Here is a 16473-nt window from a genome sequence, read left to right as displayed (position 1 = left end):
TCTATATGAAGAATTTATTTTTAATGCGCCATGGTAAATCCTCTTGGGAACTAAATGTTAGTGATCAAGATAGAGCTTTGTTGCAGAGAGGCATTACTGATGCCCAATTAGTAGCTACCGAATTTGCTAGTAAAAATTTGAAAATAGATTATGTATTTTCAAGTCCTGCAAATAGAGCATTTCATACGAGTATGATTTTTTTAAGGACATTAAACTATCCATTGAAACGCTTTTCTGTGGATTCAGATTTATATGATTTTTCAGGCGATAAGGTTGTCGATTTTATAAAGAGCTTAGATGATTCTTTAGATAATGCCCTCATTTTTGGGCATAATCATGCTTTCACATATATTGCGAACGCATTAGGAAACAAGCATATTGACAATGTACCTACTAGTGGTTTCGTGCAATTACAGTTTAAAGAAAATTCATGGTCCAGTATTACACAGGGCTCAACAATACTAACCATTTTTCCAAAGGAATTAAAAGCATGGTAAAAAATAATAACCAGTACGTAAATAGAGAAATTAGTTGGCTTTGGTTCAACGAACGCGTATTGCAAGAAAGCGCTGATAAGAACGTACCGTTAATTGAAAGACTTCGTTTTTTAGGGATTTTCTCTAATAATTTAGATGAATTCTTTAAAGTTCGATATGCTACTGTAAAACGTATTGTTGAAGCCGGTCGAAATGGTAAGAGTGTTTTAGGTGGAGAGAAAGCTAAAGATTTACTAGAGGAAATCACAAATATTGTAATTGAGCAACAAACAAAGAGTTTAGCTATTCTTAAGAAAATAGAGCATGAACTAGAGGGCAAGAATATTTTTATTTTAAAGGAAACTGAATTAAACGATAGTCAGAAAGAATTTGCGAAAGATTATTTCTTAAATGAGGTAAGTCCGCAGCTAATGACAATAATCCTAAATGAGCTTACTCGTTTTCCAACCTTAAAAGATACCGCAGCCTATTTAGCAGTTAAAATGGTTATTAAAAGTGACCATAGCAAAAAGGAAAAACGATATGCATTAATTGAAATTCCTAAAGGTATTGATCGTTTTGTAGTGTTGCCAGATGAAGGTGATAAAAGTTTTATAATCATTCTAGATGATTTAATAAGATATTGTTTAGATAACATTTTTACTATGTTCGAGTATGAATCGATTTCGGCTCATATGATCAAGATTACAAGAGATGCAGAGCTTGACATGGATAATGATTTAAGTAAGAGTTTTATCGAGAAGATATCTTCGAGTGTAGAGCACCGAAAAATTGGTGATCCAGTTCGTTTTGTGTATGATAAAAGTATAGGTAGAGATACCTTGGCTTTTCTTAAGGAAAAAATGAACATCGAAGATACCGATAGTGTTATACCTGGCGGTAGGTATCATAATCGTAGAGATTACATGGGCTTTCCTAGTCTTGGCAGAAAAGATTTATTATATGATAAAATAACCCCCTTACCAGTAAAAGGTCTTAGTGTAGAAGGTAGTATATTAGAAAGTATTGCAAAAAAAGATTACATGCAATATACCCCTTACCATACCTTCACTTATATATTAAAGTTTTTACGAGAAGCAGCTCTTGACCCTAAAGTACGTACCATCAAAATAACGGTATATAGACTAGCAAGTAATTCTCAAGTGGCAGCATCACTGATTAATGCGGTTAAGAATGGTAAACAAGTTACCGTACAGATAGAGCTCCAAGCTCGGTTTGATGAACAGGCGAATATTGAGTATGCAGAACAACTTCAAGCAGAAGGTGTTAAGTTAATTTTTGGTGTACCTGGTCTTAAGGTACACAGTAAAATTTGTTTGATAGAAAGAGAAGAAGGTCATGAAATAAAACGCTACGGATTCATTAGCACAGGCAACTTCAATGAATCTACAGCAAGAATTTATACGGATTATACTTTATTTACAGCATATGATCCAATTTTAAAGGAGTTGAACAAGGTGTTCGACTTTTTTGAAACTACATATAAAATAAATAAATACAAACATCTTATCGTTTCACCGCATTATACCAAGAATGCATTTATGAAATTAATAGATGTAGAGATAGCAAATGCCATTTTAGGGAAAGAAGCTTATATTAAGATAAAGATGAACAGTTTCACATCGTATAAGATGGTTGATAAACTTTATGAAGCGAGCAGAGCAGGGGTGAAGATCCAGTTGATCATAAGAGGGATATGTTGCTTAGTTCCAGGAATTAAGGGCATGAGCGAAAACATTGAAGCGATAAGCATTGTAGACAAATTTTTGGAGCATACTAGGTTATTTGCGTTCGCTAATGGGGGCAATCCTAAAATATATATATCCTCTGCAGATTGGATGACTCGAAATTTAGATTATAGGGTCGAAGTAGGATGTCCTATCTATGATGAGGATATTAAAAAAGAATTAATGGATACCTTCGAAATATGCTGGAAAGATAATATGAAGGCTCGTGTTTTTAATGAAAAACAAGATAATGCTTACAGAAAAACTACTGTGCCTAGAATAAGGTCACAATTTGCCACTTATGAATATTATGCAAAAGATGTAAAGAAAAAATAACTTAGCTATTACCCGTGGATTGACTCTTTTTTACTAAGGTCTTTCATGATTTTAGCTTCATATTCCAACAGGTTATTCCATTTTTCGTTGACTTCTTCTAGTTCTCCATATTTACGGGCGAATTTTAAAAACATGGTATAATGGCCGGCTTCACTAATCATTAATTTATGATAGAAGTCGGCTAATTTTTTATCTTCCAATTCTTCAGATAAAAGTCTAAAACGCTCACAGCTACGAGCTTCTATAAGTGCGGCATATAACAACCTATGAACTAGTTGAGTGGTTCGGCTACCTCCTTTTGGGAAGAACTTCAATAGTTCAACTACATATTCATCTTTCCTATCTCTACCTAAGGTATTACCCCTTTTTAAAATAAGGTCATGCACCATTTTAAAGTGGCCCATTTCTTCCCTAGACAAAGCGACCATTTCTTCTATTAATTCGGTATATTCTGGAAAAGATACAATTAGTGATATTGCAGTACTTGCAGCTTTTTGCTCACAATACGCATGATCAGTTAATATTTCATCAATATTCTTTTCTACAATATTTACCCATCTTGGGTCAGTAGGAAGTTTTAAGCCTAACATAATAATCTTTTATTCAAAATTAGAAAGATTTTATAGACTTCACCAATTATTAACAACCAGCTTTGACAACTAACTAATTAATAATAATTATTTTTGAAGTAAAGTCAATCTTAGATCATAAAATGAACAATCAAGAACAAATTCAAAATATCCTACTCAAATATGGAGCTCCAGAAAGTGTGGCTTGGTTAAGAGATAAAATCAGTAAGATGGCAGAAAACAAATCTTCTAAAGATTTGTTTATGACCTACAGTCTCTTGAATATGAAATTTGATTCTTTGAAGCCTATTTCGTTTGAAAATGTAGTTGATGATTGTTCCATCTATTTCAAGGCTCATAGGGCAAATTTGCTTCAAGTAGCAAGAATATATCTTTTGTCCGAAATTCTTGGACAAGATGAAGAATTCTATACACCTAAGGTTGCCAATATTATTCAAGTGGCCGATACTGGTGAGCTAGAAACTTTTTTAAAATATTTAGTTTTATTACCTAACCCTGAGGCATATAAGCAAACTGCTGTTGAAGCCCTACGTACTAATATTGCAATTATTTTTGATGCCATATCGTTAAATAATCCTTATCCTGCAAGATATTTTAATGATCAACAGTGGAATCAAATGTATTTAAAGGCGGCATTTATGGAGCGTAATCTTACACTAATAGAATCTGTAGATGAACGAGCCAATGCAGACTTAACGAGAATTATTTCAGATTATGCCCATGAACGATGGGCGGCATCAAGAAAAATAGATCCTGTTTTTTGGAGGCCCGTATCAAAGTTTCTTAACGAAGAACTTTTGAAGGATATGAATAGGCTACTGACTAGTGAAGATTCAATTGAAAATAAAGCAGGTGCATTGTGTTGTTATCACTCAGGTAATGAAAAAGCAAATGCCCTTTTGAATAGCTTCCCAGAATTACGACACAAGATTGCTGATGGGCAAATAAATTGGAATACGCTTAAACAATAATAGTATGGATGAAAAAATGATGATTATTGACCCGCATGTACACATGTCGTCAAGAACAACAGATGATTATGAAGCAATGGCTGCTGCGGGTGTAGTGGCTATTATAGAGCCTTCTTTTTGGTTAGGCCAACCTAGAACCCAGGTAGGTTCTTTTCAAGATTATTACAGTAGCCTTGTTGGTTGGGAGCCATTTAGAGCTAGTCAATTCGGCATTAAACATTATTGTACAATCGGTCTTAATTCAAAAGAGGCAAATAATGAAGCACTTGCAGAACAAGTAATTGAATTATTGCCTTTGTATGTTCATAAAGAGAATGTTGTTGCCATTGGGGAGATAGGATATGACGATCAAACGCCAGCTGAAGACAAGTTCTTTAGAATACAATTGGAAATGGCTAAAGCGTTAGATATGACCGTACAAGTTCACACGCCGCACCGCGATAAGAGAGCAGGTACGATTAAAAGCATGGAGGTTTGTTTGGAGCATGGTTTAGATCCAGCTAATGTAATTATTGATCATAACAATGAAGAAACCGTAAAGGATGTTCTTGATCGTGGTTTCATTGCAGCATTTACAATTTACCCTAAAACAAAAATGGGTAATGAACGTATGGTAGAGGTTGTTAGAAAATTTGGTAGCTCAAATATCATAGTTGATAGTTCTGCAGACTGGGGTGTAAGTGATCCATTGGCAGTTCCTAAAACTGCTTCTTTAATGTTGAAAAGAGGTATTTCTATGGAAGATGTTAGAAAGACTTGCTACCAAAACGCTTTAGATGCATTTAGTAAGAATGGTAAGATGAAAGAGGCGCATTGGTTACAGCCAGATAGTATAAATCAATCACAGCTATTTAATGATAATAGTGTTTTAAGAGGGCAGACTCCAAGAATCGACGAGGATCAAATTACTTAAAATGAAAGAAAAGTTAATGGGTTTTGCTCGTTTGGCAAGACCCGCAAATTTGCCAACTGCTGCTTCAGATATTTTGGCTGGCGTTGCAATTACTCTTTTTCTTGAGAATATTGAGGTTATTAGTTTTTTAAGGGAAAATTCGATTAGTGTAGTATTATTGGTTTTTTCATCAATAGCCTTATACGCTGGCGGAGTTGTATTTAATGATGTCTTTGATGCAGAGTTGGATGCTATTGAACGTCCAGAAAGAGCTATACCAAGTGGTTTGGTTCCCAAACGTGAAGCGGTATATTTTGGAATCATTTTGATGGTGCTAGGAATTAGCTTGGCATTTAATTGTAATTGGTTAGCAGGTATAATTTCCATTATACTAACTATAACGATTTTGACTTATGACGCTTATTTTAAACAATTCGCATTTTCGGGGCCTTTGAATATGGGCATCTGCAGGGGTTTGAATCTTCTTTTAGGAATGTCGATAGTCTCAGAACTTTCAAATTGGTATATAGCACTTGTGCCTGTAATCTACATTTTTGCAATTACATTAATTAGCAGGGGAGAAGTACATGGTGACAATAAAAAACATATTGTTTGGGCTAGTGTTTTATATGCAATAGTTATCACAACAATTACGTTTATAGTAATGCAACAGACAGATAAAATTTTATTGTTAACTCCATTTTTACTTTTGTTTGGCTTTTTAATTTTTTCACCCTTGTTTAAAGCCTACAAAGATAATTCGCCGAAAAATATAAAGAAGGCTGTTATTTCTGGTGTATTATCACTTGTGGTTATGAACGCGTGTTGGGTAGCTGGCTTTTCTAGTTGGTACTTAGCATTGGCAGTACTTTTGTTATTACCCTTATCTATACTGTTGTCTAAATTATTTGCCGTAACCTAAATTTATATGCAATTACAACCTATAAAACAATCATTTAAAGTTCAATATGATTATCAATTGTATTTTACTTCTGGGCTTTTTGCTTTAGAGAATCCGCTATTCGCAAAATTAATTTCCGACTATAAAGAATTCGAACCAGTAAAACTACTGTTTGTTTTAGATGATGGTGTAAAAAATCATCATCCGAAATTAATTCATCAAATAAAGTCATATTGTGATAGCAATAAGGATAACTTAAAGTATACAGATACTATAGTAGTTCAGGGCGGTGAGCAAGTTAAAAATAGTGATACGGCTATTGAAACTGTTTTGAAAGCCATAAATGAGAATAAAATTTGTAGACATTCATTTGTTGTGGTCATTGGTGGTGGTGCAGTAATTGATATGGTTGGTTATGCTGCCGCTATTGCACATAGAGGGGTTAAGTTAATACGAATTCCAACGACGGTTTTATCACAAAATGATTCAGCAGTTGGGGTCAAGAATAGTGTTAATGCGTTTAAGAAAAAGAATTTCTTAGGAACTTTTGCTCCTCCATATGCTATAATTAACGATAGTGATTTCTTAGAAACGTTAGAGCAACGCGATTGGATTTCTGGTATTTCAGAAGCGATTAAAGTAGCCTTGATAAAGGATGAAGAGTTTTTTCAATATATAGCGAATCATGCCAGTGCCTTGAAGAATAGGGAAATGGAGCCAATGCAATATGTGATTTATAAGTGTGCGGAAATGCATATGCACCATATCGCTCAAGGTGGAGACCCTTTCGAGTCAGGTTCTTCTAGACCTTTAGATTTTGGCCATTGGGCAGCCCATAAAATGGAGTTCATGACTAATTATGAATTAAGACATGGTGAAGCGGTAGCGAAAGGTATTGCTCTTGATGTAACCTATGCTCAATTAATTGGTTTAATTACAGAAAGCGATTTGCATCATATATTAAATGTAATGGTTGAAATTGGTTTTGATCTTTCGCTTCCTGTAAACACTAGTAGTGAAATTGAGACTTTAATGAATGGAATAGAGGAGTTTAGAGAGCATTTGGGTGGTCAATTGACAATTACCCTTATTTCTGGACTAGGAGTCAAACATGACGTACATACAATTGATATGAAGGTTATGGCTGAGGCTATTGGTAAGTTGAATCATCAATTTGCGTTAAACTAAAGTCGATGCAATTAAAAGAGAAGTTACACTTAACATATTGTACCAATATTCATCCTGGTCAAGATTGGAAAAGTACGTTCGAAAGTATTCAAAAACACGTTCCGGGTATAAAAAAAGAGGTCTCATCGAATCAGTCTTTTGGTCTTGGTCTTCGCTTGTCCAATAAAGCAAGCGAAGAATTGGAACAAGGCTCAAATATGTCCGATTTTAAATGCTGGTTGGCAGATAATAATCTTTATGTGTTTACCATGAACGGATTTCCTTATGGAAATTTTCATGATGAACGAGTTAAAGATATGGTGCATGCGCCAGATTGGACTACTAATGATAGGCTTACATATACCAAACGTTTATTTCAGCAACTTTCAGAATTGTTGCCAAAAGGATTAAATGGCGGTATTTCAACATCCCCTATAACATATAAACATTGGCATAAAACAGAAGAGGAAGTTAAAAAAGCATTTGAAGTAGGTGCAAAGCATATGCTTCAAGTTGCTGAACATTTGTTTGAATTAGAGAATACTACCGGAAAATACATGCATTTGGATATTGAACCGGAACCAGATGGGCTTTTAGAGAATAGTGATGAGGTTTTACATTTTTTTTCAAAATACTTAGTGCCATTAGGAATTAATTTTTTTGAGAGTAGATTGGGCTTGGGTGCTTTAGAAGCTGAAGCACTTATCAAAAAATATATAACCGTTTGTTATGATATTTGCCATTTTTCACTGGCCTTTGAAGAACCTAATGATACGTTTGTAAAGTTTAAAGAGCAAAATATTCGAGTAGGTAAAATTCAAGTTAGCGCAGCATTGAAGATTGTATTCAAAGGTAAAGATGATGAACTTATATGGAACGAGCTGTCTAAATTTAATGAACCAACATATCTACATCAGGTTACTGAAAAGATAAACGGAGTGGTTAAAACGTTTAGTGATTTACCTATAGTTTTAGAGGGTAAGGCAGCTCGTCAAGAACTTCGCGCTCATTATCATGTACCCATTTTTTTAGAAAAGTATGGGGCTTTATTTTCTACCCAAGACCATATTTTAAAAACGATTAAGTATATAAAATCAAATCCTGTCTCTGAACACTTAGAGATTGAAACATATACGTGGGATGTGCTTCCAGCAGATTTAAAACAAGATTTATCTGTATCTATTATCCGCGAAATTGAATGGTTAAAATCACGCTTGTAATATGAAAAAGACAGTTGTTATTAATGTTGTGGGGTTGACCAAACGATTAATAGGAGAGCATACTCCGTTTATAAAATCATTTTTAGAGAAAGGCAAAACGTCATATATAGAGCCTATTTTGCCAGCTGTCACATGTGCTGTTCAGTCTACTTATGTAACAGGTAAGTGGCCTTCAGAACATGGTATTGTTGGTAATGGGTGGTATTTTAAAGATGAATGCGAAGTTAAATTTTGGCGGCAATCTAACAAATTGGTGCAACAGCCAAAACTTTGGGATGATTTAAAAGAGAAACATCCGAATTTTACGTGTGCAAATCATTTTTGGTGGTACAATATGTATTCTAATGTTGATTACAGTATTACCCCAAGACCAAACTATTTAGCCGATGGAAGAAAGATTCCTGATGTCTATTCGTATCCTGCCAATTTACGAGACGAAATGCAAGATGCCTTAGGTACTTTTCCATTATTTGAATTTTGGGGTCCTAAAACAACCATAAATTCTTCAAAATGGATTGCAGATGCTGCACTTTTGACTGATAAAAAACATAATCCGGATCTTACGCTTATTTATTTACCGCATTTAGATTATAATTTGCAACGGTATGGTCTTGATTTTACCATTATTTCTAAAGATCTGTTAGAGATAGATAATGTTGTAAAAGGTTTGGTAAACCATTATGAAGCTTTAGATGCTCGGATAATACTGCTTTCTGAATACGGAATTACAAATGTAAATAAGCCTATTCATCTGAATAGAATATTACGAAAAGAAGGGTATATCGCCATACGGGAAGAACGTGGTCTAGAGCTTTTAGATGCTGGTGAAAGTGATGCTTTTGCAGTAGCAGACCATCAAATCGCTCATATATATTGCAAAGATTCCGGTACTATTAAAAAACTTGTAAGGTTGCTTAAACCTATTGAAGGTGTGGAAAAAGTACTTTTTGGTGAAGACTTGAAAAAGCACCATATTAACCATGAGAGATGTGGTGATATTGTGGTGATGGCTGATAAAGATTCTTGGTTCACATATTATTTCTGGTTAGACGATGCCAAAGCGCCTGATTATGCTAGAATGGTAGACATACATAAGAAACCGGGTTATGATCCTGTTGAAATGTTGACTGACCCAAAAGATAAATTAGTGATGGCTAAGGTGGTTGGTAAGCTGTTGAAGAAGAAACTTGGCTTTAGAACAGTGATGAATATAATTCCTATTGATGCCTCATTAATAAAAGGCTCGCATGGTCGTTTGACAGAGGATAAGGAGGATTATCCTATTTTTATTAGCAACTATACAGATGCGATTAATGAGAACACGATTACTGCTATTCAGGTACGTGATCTTATTGAAGATCACTTGTTAAACTAAATTCTAATGAATCTATTATTTAAGATACTGGGGTACTTATTTGCCATTCTTTTTACCGTGGGTGCGGCTTTGCAATACAATGATCCAGATTCTTTATATTGGATTATTATCTACGGAATTGCCGCTACTATTTCTTTCTTGTTTGCATTAAACAAAATAGGATATATACTTCCTTTAGTGCTAGGAGTTCTAGCTTTAATTGGGTTTTTATATCTATACCCTTCAGACTTTCAAGGATTTGATTTAAATGATGGGGATATAGAAATAGTGGAATTGGGCAGGGAAGCATTCGGTCTATTGATAATTTCAATAGTGATGCTCGTCTTTGGTTTTCGTATAAAAAGAAAGTTATAAATCTAAATCGAATTCTGTTCTAAGCAAATCGATTACTGGATTTTTCTCTCTAAGTTTTTCATATTTTTCTTCGGGGGTAAAAGCAAATTTTTTGGCAGTTGCTTCATTTACGCTAATATCTAATTGAATAAAATGATTGTTCAGTTTAGCGCGTAAATACTCCATAAGCTCAAACTGTTCGCGCTCAATTTCCTTTTTCATAGTTCCGTTAGGAAGCTCAATATGAATCTTAAAATCTTCTTTTAACTTAGGAATGTCGGTATTTAAGTTCGAAGCTAGAATTTTTTGTCCTTTTTGGTCTATGCTTTCAACAAATTCGGCCCAATGTTTACGTAATTCTTCTTGTGTGAAAGCGTCTTTTGGTAAGTTGTTTTCGTCAATAACAACTTCGATTTTGTTTAGCTCATGCTGTTTTTTCGCATTAAGACTTGAAATGGATAGACCTGAAACACGTTTATGGGGTAAATTTATTTTAATTTTATTCTGTGCAGGTTCTTCGGTGATTTCTTTTGTTTTTTCTACAACCAGAGGAATTTCTTCAGTCTTAGTTTTATTTACAGAAGATTCAATGACTGGAGTTGAGACGGGTTTAGAAATTTCTGAACTCGTTTTCTCAATAGGTGTAGGGCTCTGAATAGCAGTTTTTGCTGCCGGTTCTTTTTGTAATGGTTTCGGTAACTGCTTGTAAAAGGAAGCGGGGGCAATAAAATCTATGGTTTTATTATGAAGCGCTACTGATTCAGGATTTTTTTTTTCTCCATCAAAATCGATAGAGGCAAGTTTCATAAGAGTTAGTTCAACTAACAAGCGTTGATTTTTACTTGTTTTGTATTTTAAATCACAGTCATTAGCAATTTCCAGACCTTGAAGTAAAAAGGAAGGAGACGTTCTTTTACTTTGGTCTCTATATAATTGTTGAGCCGCTTCACCTACTTCTAGTAAAATTATAGTGTCTGGATGTTGGCATACCATTAAATCCCTAAAATGCGAGGCAAGTCCAGATATGAAATGGTGTCCGTCAAACCCCAGCGATAAAGTCTTATTGAAAAGCAAAAGCAAATTTGGAATATTATGTTCCAGTATTAAATCTGTAGCTTCAAAATATGTATCATAATCTAGAACATTAAGATTTTCGGTAACTGCTTTTCGTGTAAGTTCAGCACCAGAAAAGCTAACTACTCTATCGAAAATAGATAAAGCATCTCGCATTGCTCCATCGGCCTTTTGGGCTATAATGTGTAAAGCATCTTCTTCAGCGTTAATACCTTGATTTTCTGCTATATACTTTAGATATTCAGCAGCGTCTTTAACGGTAATTCTCTTGAAATCAAATATTTGACATCTAGAAAGTATGGTTGGTATTATCTTATGCTTTTCTGTAGTAGCAAGAATAAAAATGGCATGTTTAGGTGGTTCTTCTAATGTTTTAAGAAAAGCGTTAAATGCAGATTGAGATAGCATATGTACCTCATCTATTATGTAAACTTTGTATTTACCTACTTGTGGTGGTATACGTACTTGATCTATAAGATTTCGTATGTCGTCAACAGAGTTATTTGATGCGGCATCCAATTCAAAAATATTGAATGCAAAATCTTCATCTTCACGTTCGGTACCATCAGAATTTATCTGTTTTGCCAAAATACGGGCACAAGTAGTTTTACCAACACCTCTTGGGCCGCAGAAAAGTAGTGCTTGTGCCAAATGATTTTGGTCAATTGCATTTTGTAGCGTATTGGTTATCGCTTGTTGTCCCACAACATCCTTAAAGGTCTGTGGTCTATACTTACGTGCCGATACGATAAATGGTTCCAAAATACTACTACGTTTTAAGCTTTTACAAATATAAATATAGCAGTGAATTCTAAAGTGAATTAAGAATAGAGATCATCCTTAGTTATCAACAATTATAGTACTTTTGCGCAAAGCAGGCCACCTTATCGCGGATTCTCTCGAAGCTTCGAGTAGAAAACGAGGAAAGTCCGGACACCATAGTGCAGTATAGCGGGTAACGCCCGTCCGCTGAAAAGTGAGGACAAGTGCAACAGAAAGCAAGTACAGTTCGGCTGTAGTGAAATCAGGTAAACTCTATACGGTGAAACGTCATGTAAATCGGTGTTTAAGGGCTGCACGCTCAAGCCGAAGGGTAGGCGGTTAGAGCCTTGGGGTAACCCCTGGCCTAGATAAATGATAAGGAATTCTGAATTTTTTCAGTATACAGAATCCGGCTTATGGCCTGCTTTTTTATAATTTTGATTTGAAATTATTTTTCAAAAAAGCTAAATACACTACCACCGTATTTTCGAGAATTTTTGTAATGAGGTAAGTCGGCCAAACTAGTACGATTAGAATGCTCAATAATTAATACTCCGTCTTCTGATAAGACTCCGTTTTCAAAAACTAATTGCGGTATTATTTTAAAATCCGAAAGTTCCATATCATAGAATGGGTCAGCGAATATGATATCGAATTGTTCTTTATTACGTTCCAAAAAGGTGAAAACATCGCTTTTTAAAGTACGAATGTTCATATCTAAAAGCGAAACTGTCTTATCGATGAACTCGATACAGCCTGCGTGAGCATCAATAGCTAGAATATCATTTACGCCTCTGGATGCGAATTCATAACTGATATTACCCGTGCCTGCAAAAAGGTCTAACACTTTTAAATCTGGGAAATAATAACTGTTATTCAATATGTTAAATAAGCTTTCTTTGGCCATATCTTTTGTGGGCCTAACGGGTAATTTCTTTGGAGCTTGTAAATTACGTCCTTTATGTTTTCCTGAAATGATGCGCATTATATGGTATTGATTAAGGTGAAATCTATCGATTTCGATTCAGGTTCACCTAATTTTATTAGTTGAGGTGAAGACGGCGCGAAGATGCTAATATTCTTAATATAGGAAAAACATAATTGAAATATAGGGTCATCTTCTTCAATAGATCCAAAAAGTTTAACCACTGCGGTTTTTGGGTCTAATTCAAGCTGTTCCAAAACAAATAGAAGATAATAAGCAAAGTCTTCCTTTGTGTCATAGAGAAAGCTATTGTAAAGTAGTAATTTACGTTGGTCAAGAACAGTAATATCTAACTGATTCTTATTTACGTAAACATAACATATAGTTTCATTATTTTGCGTCTGGTTATTCATTAATGACTGCAAAAGAACTGTGCCGTTGTGCATATAGGTAAACTCTCCAAAAAGCTCATAGATATAATTATTAATGTTCATGTAAGGTACATAGACATTAACCAATTCATGGTTTTCAACAATATCGTAAGAAAGTACATCTGTAGCTAAAACCTTAGCATTGAATTTAAGATATTCTAAAAGATGATCTGCGTTGAATAATGATTTTGGCACTAAACCAAATAGAGTATTTCGATGAACAATAACTACTTCATCAAATTTCATTGTGTTAAGCTGATGTTCTTGAAATTTTTTTTTCAATTCATCTAAAACCACCATGGGATTTTTTTCTTCTATGAAATCGACACTATCGGAAAATAGTAATTTTTGTAAAACAGTATCTGTTACACAAAAAGAAAGTCCATTCAAGCTAACCTGAATGGACAATTTCTTAAAATTTTTATCCGCTATATCTAAAGCGTTATTGATCGTTTTTCTTGTCATAGATAGGAGGCCAGTTACCACTGGTACTTACTTCGTCTAAAGAACCAACTCTAATCGATGGTCCATTAACTTCTTCAACACTTAAAGCTGCGTTTTCACGTGCCAATAAATCTTTTGGCTGATCATAAAGTATTACATTTTTATCAACCTTAGCTTCAAATACAGGAGCTCTATAACCACTTTTATCAACAAAAGCAGCTTTCATTTCGAACTTTTCGCCATTTGGAGCAGTAGGTACATCCATTAGAGTTTTATATCTAGAATCTTTTTTGAATAGAGAATCTTTTACAGAAACGAATCCTAATGTGTCAATGATTTTTACTTCTTTTAATAAATCGATACCATATGCTTTATCGAATTCCATGAAAGAAGAATCTCTTTGTTGGGTAATTACATATTTACCGGTATCGATAAAACGAATAAGACTATTAAAGTCATTTGCGTATTTGCCATTCACAGTTTTGTAGGCATCTTGAGAATTTCGAATGTCTTTTAATTTAGCTATTACTTGAGAATAACGCTCTTGTTTTACTTCTTTAAACTTAATTGGTCCAGTGATGGAGTTATAAATTAGGTATCCTAAAGCGATACACCCAACCCAAAGTACAATTTGTATAATGGTCTTCATTTTGTATGTGTTATTTTAATTTAGTGGTCTTCACAAATCTACAATTTTTTTTTAATCGTAAAAGTTTTTGACCTAAAAATCATCTTTATCTTTGAGGGCTCATGAAATCAACAACTCCCGCATCATTTTATAGTTTACTGGAAACTAAATTTCCACATACGCCAACTGCCACACAATCAGTCGCTTTGCAAAAATTAGCAGAGTTTACATTGTCTTCAATAAAAGATGAAGTTTTTTTGTTAAAAGGTTATGCTGGTACAGGAAAGACTACATTAATAGGTACTTTGGTGAATAGTCTTTGGAAAGTTCAGAAGAAAGCTGTGTTAATGGCTCCTACTGGTAGAGCAGCTAAAGTAATGTCTAATTACTCAAATACCCAAGCATTTACCATCCACCGAAAAATATATTTTCCAAAAAAGCAAAGTGGAGGCGGAGTACAATTCGTATTAGCGCCGAACAAACATAGAGATACTTTGTTTATTGTAGATGAAGCATCAATGATACCAGATACAGCAGCCGATTCCAAACTGTTTGAAAATGGGTCATTATTAGATGATTTAATGATGTTCGTTTATTCTGGCCATAAATGTAAGTTGTTATTGATAGGTGATACAGCACAATTACCACCTGTACATTTAGTATTGAGTCCGGCATTAGATGCTGATAAGCTTTCATTGAATTATAATAAGGAAGTAATTCAATTAGAATTAAATGAGGTAGTAAGGCAAGCTGGCGATTCAGGGATTTTAGCCAATGCAACTTTATTAAGAGAACAATTGCAAGGAGATTTCTTCGATGACTTTAAGTTTGATGTAAGCCCATTTACAGACATTGTTAGATTAATTGATGGAAATGAGATACAGGAAGCCATCGATAGTTCTTATTCAGAGAACGGTAAAGAAGAAACAGCTTTTATAGTAAGGTCTAATAAAAGAGCGAATCTATATAATCAGAACATACGAGAAAGAATATTATTCTTGGAAAATGATATAGCTGTAGGCGATTTCATGATGGTTGTCAAGAATAATTATTATTGGCTTAAGCCAAGTTCTGAAGCTGGCTTTATTGCCAATGGGGATATTATTGAAGTTTTAGAAATTTTTGATATTAAAGAAATCTACACTTTTAAATTCGCAGAGGTAAAAGTTAAAATGGTAGATTATCCAAATATGGCTCCTTTCGAAACTGTTTTATTATTAGATACTATTGCGGCAGAGTCACCTTCATTATCTTATGAAGATGGTAATAGGCTTTACCAAGAAGTTATGAAAGACTTTGCTCATGAGAGTTCTAAGTATAAAAAATTCTTAGGTGTAAAGAACAATAAATATTTTAACGGACTTCAAGTTAAATTTTCATATGCTATCACCTGTCATAAATCGCAAGGAGGTCAATGGAATACGGTTTTCGTTGAACAGCCCTACCTGCCAAATGGTATTGATAAAGAATATTTGCGATGGTTATATACAGCTGTAACCAGAGCAAAGAACAAATTGTATCTTATCGGCTTTAAAGACGATTTTTTTGTTGATTAATAAAAGATTATTTTAGTGATTATGGATATAAGAAATTATTGTATCTATACTTAGATCATAGCATGGCAACCGAAACAATTTTAAGTATTTTTTTAGGAATAGGATTAGCCGCTTCAGTAGGATTTAGGGTTTTTTTACCCTTATTTGCATTGAGCTTAGCATCCTATTTTGGAGTTTGGGACTTAAACGAAAATTGGCAGTGGATAGGAAGTTTGGTGGCAGTACTAACTTTAGGTCTAGCCACTTTATTAGAAATATTCGCTTATTTTATTCCTTGGTTCGATAATTTATTAGACAGTATTGCAGTACCCTTAGCTGCCATAGCAGGTACTGCTGTAATGGTATCAACTGTTGCCGATTTAGATCCCGTAATAACATGGTCATTAGCAATAATTGCTGGTGGTGGAACGGCAACCGCAATAAAAGGAGCAGGAGCAACCGGTAGATTGGCGTCAACCGCTACAACCGGTGGTTTGGCAAATCCTGTCTATGCAACTATCGAAACAGGTACAGCGATGGTAGTAACAGCAGCATCTATTTTTGCGCCGATATTGGCTGCGATACTGGTCATCATTATCTTGGTAATAATTTTCAGGATTTATAGAAGCATTCGTCCAAGAACAAAAACATAAAATAGATTTAGT

16 protein-coding genes and 1 other RNA gene are annotated in these 16473 nt (G+C 34.4%); 12 read left to right on the top strand and 5 right to left on the bottom strand.

The window, feature by feature from the left end:
- The first annotated feature begins 5 nt into the window (after positions 1 to 5).
- Positions 6 to 497, top strand: coding sequence for a SixA phosphatase family protein (locus BMY56_RS15005; RefSeq protein WP_091626033.1), 492 nt, complete (start codon positions 6 to 8; stop codon positions 495 to 497).
- Positions 491 to 2560 (top strand): polyphosphate kinase 1, encoded by a 2070-nt coding sequence (gene ppk1 / locus BMY56_RS15000; protein WP_091626030.1) that lies wholly within the window; start codon positions 491 to 493, stop codon positions 2558 to 2560. The genes BMY56_RS15005 and ppk1 overlap by 7 nt, the downstream gene beginning before the upstream one ends.
- 8 nt (positions 2561 to 2568) lie before the next feature.
- Here the strand turns inward: ppk1 and miaE are convergent, their stop codons facing one another.
- A complete protein-coding gene (miaE, locus tag BMY56_RS14995) occupies positions 2569 to 3150 on the bottom strand; it encodes a MiaE family protein (protein WP_091626028.1) in 582 nt (193 codons plus the stop codon).
- A 122-nt stretch (positions 3151 to 3272) separates the two neighbouring features.
- Between miaE and BMY56_RS14990 the strand changes: the two genes are divergently transcribed.
- Genes BMY56_RS14990 through BMY56_RS14960 form a run of 7 tightly spaced genes read left to right on the top strand, consistent with a single transcriptional unit; the run spans position 3273 to position 10030 of the window.
- Entirely contained in the window at positions 3273 to 4121 is an 849-nt protein-coding gene (locus BMY56_RS14990) for an EboA domain-containing protein (RefSeq protein WP_091626026.1), read from the top strand.
- A 4-nt stretch (positions 4122 to 4125) separates the two neighbouring features.
- On the top strand, positions 4126 to 5034 hold the full coding sequence (locus tag BMY56_RS14985) for a TatD family hydrolase (protein ID WP_091626023.1): 909 nt from the start codon (positions 4126 to 4128) through the stop codon (positions 5032 to 5034).
- A 1-nt stretch (position 5035) separates the two neighbouring features.
- Positions 5036 to 5935 (top strand): UbiA-like protein EboC, encoded by a 900-nt coding sequence (gene eboC / locus BMY56_RS14980; RefSeq protein WP_091626021.1) that lies wholly within the window; start codon positions 5036 to 5038, stop codon positions 5933 to 5935.
- Between the two features lie 6 nt (positions 5936 to 5941).
- Positions 5942 to 7102 carry a 3-dehydroquinate synthase gene (locus tag BMY56_RS14975; RefSeq protein ID WP_091626019.1) on the top strand — a complete coding sequence of 387 codons (1161 nt, stop codon included), beginning with the start codon at positions 5942 to 5944 and terminating at the stop codon, positions 7100 to 7102.
- Positions 7103 to 7107: 5 nt separating this feature from the next.
- Complete coding sequence (gene eboE / locus BMY56_RS14970) at positions 7108 to 8301, top strand: metabolite traffic protein EboE (protein ID WP_091626016.1); 1194 nt, start codon at positions 7108 to 7110, stop codon at positions 8299 to 8301.
- 1 nt (position 8302) lies between these two features.
- Positions 8303 to 9676 carry an alkaline phosphatase family protein gene (locus BMY56_RS14965; RefSeq protein WP_091626013.1) on the top strand — a complete coding sequence of 458 codons (1374 nt, stop codon included), beginning with the start codon at positions 8303 to 8305 and terminating at the stop codon, positions 9674 to 9676.
- Between the two features lie 6 nt (positions 9677 to 9682).
- Positions 9683 to 10030, top strand: a complete 348-nt coding sequence (locus tag BMY56_RS14960) for a transmembrane 220 family protein (RefSeq protein WP_091626011.1) — start codon at positions 9683 to 9685, stop codon at positions 10028 to 10030.
- Here the strand turns inward: BMY56_RS14960 and BMY56_RS14955 are convergent.
- Complete coding sequence (locus BMY56_RS14955; protein ID WP_091626008.1) at positions 10025 to 11845, bottom strand: DNA polymerase III subunit gamma/tau; 1821 nt, start codon at positions 11843 to 11845, stop codon at positions 10025 to 10027. The genes BMY56_RS14960 and BMY56_RS14955 overlap by 6 nt on opposite strands.
- 109 nt (positions 11846 to 11954) lie before the next feature.
- Between BMY56_RS14955 and rnpB the strand changes: the two genes are divergently transcribed.
- An RNA gene (rnpB, locus tag BMY56_RS14950) (RNase P RNA component class A) lies at positions 11955 to 12277 on the top strand.
- A 16-nt stretch (positions 12278 to 12293) separates the two neighbouring features.
- Here rnpB and BMY56_RS14945 read toward each other — a convergent pair.
- From BMY56_RS14945 to BMY56_RS14935, 3 genes are read right to left on the bottom strand one after another with little or no spacing between them, the layout of a single operon-like run.
- Positions 12294 to 12830 (bottom strand): RsmD family RNA methyltransferase, encoded by a 537-nt coding sequence (locus BMY56_RS14945; protein WP_091626005.1) that lies wholly within the window; start codon positions 12828 to 12830, stop codon positions 12294 to 12296.
- Entirely contained in the window at positions 12830 to 13666 is an 837-nt protein-coding gene (locus BMY56_RS14940; RefSeq protein WP_091626003.1) for a DUF3822 family protein, read from the bottom strand. The genes BMY56_RS14945 and BMY56_RS14940 overlap by 1 nt, the downstream gene beginning before the upstream one ends.
- On the bottom strand, positions 13644 to 14294 hold the full coding sequence (locus BMY56_RS14935) for a hypothetical protein (RefSeq protein ID WP_091626000.1): 651 nt from the start codon (positions 14292 to 14294) through the stop codon (positions 13644 to 13646). The genes BMY56_RS14940 and BMY56_RS14935 overlap by 23 nt, the downstream gene beginning before the upstream one ends.
- 101 nt (positions 14295 to 14395) lie before the next feature.
- Between BMY56_RS14935 and BMY56_RS14930 the strand changes: the two genes are divergently transcribed.
- Both BMY56_RS14930 and BMY56_RS14925 read left to right on the top strand, forming a co-directional pair.
- Positions 14396 to 15829 (top strand): ATP-dependent DNA helicase, encoded by a 1434-nt coding sequence (locus tag BMY56_RS14930; protein WP_091625997.1) that lies wholly within the window; start codon positions 14396 to 14398, stop codon positions 15827 to 15829.
- Between the two features lie 62 nt (positions 15830 to 15891).
- The gene (locus BMY56_RS14925) at positions 15892 to 16461 is read left to right on the top strand and encodes a DUF4126 domain-containing protein (RefSeq protein ID WP_091625995.1); all 570 of its coding nucleotides are present in this window, start codon (positions 15892 to 15894) and stop codon (positions 16459 to 16461) included.
- Positions 16462 to 16473 lie beyond the last annotated feature (12 nt).

Origin of the sequence: Maribacter orientalis (genome assembly GCF_900109345.1) — a bacterium.
GTDB lineage: Bacteria > Bacteroidota > Bacteroidia > Flavobacteriales > Flavobacteriaceae > Maribacter > Maribacter orientalis.
This window is presented reverse-complemented; position numbering and strand designations above follow the sequence as displayed.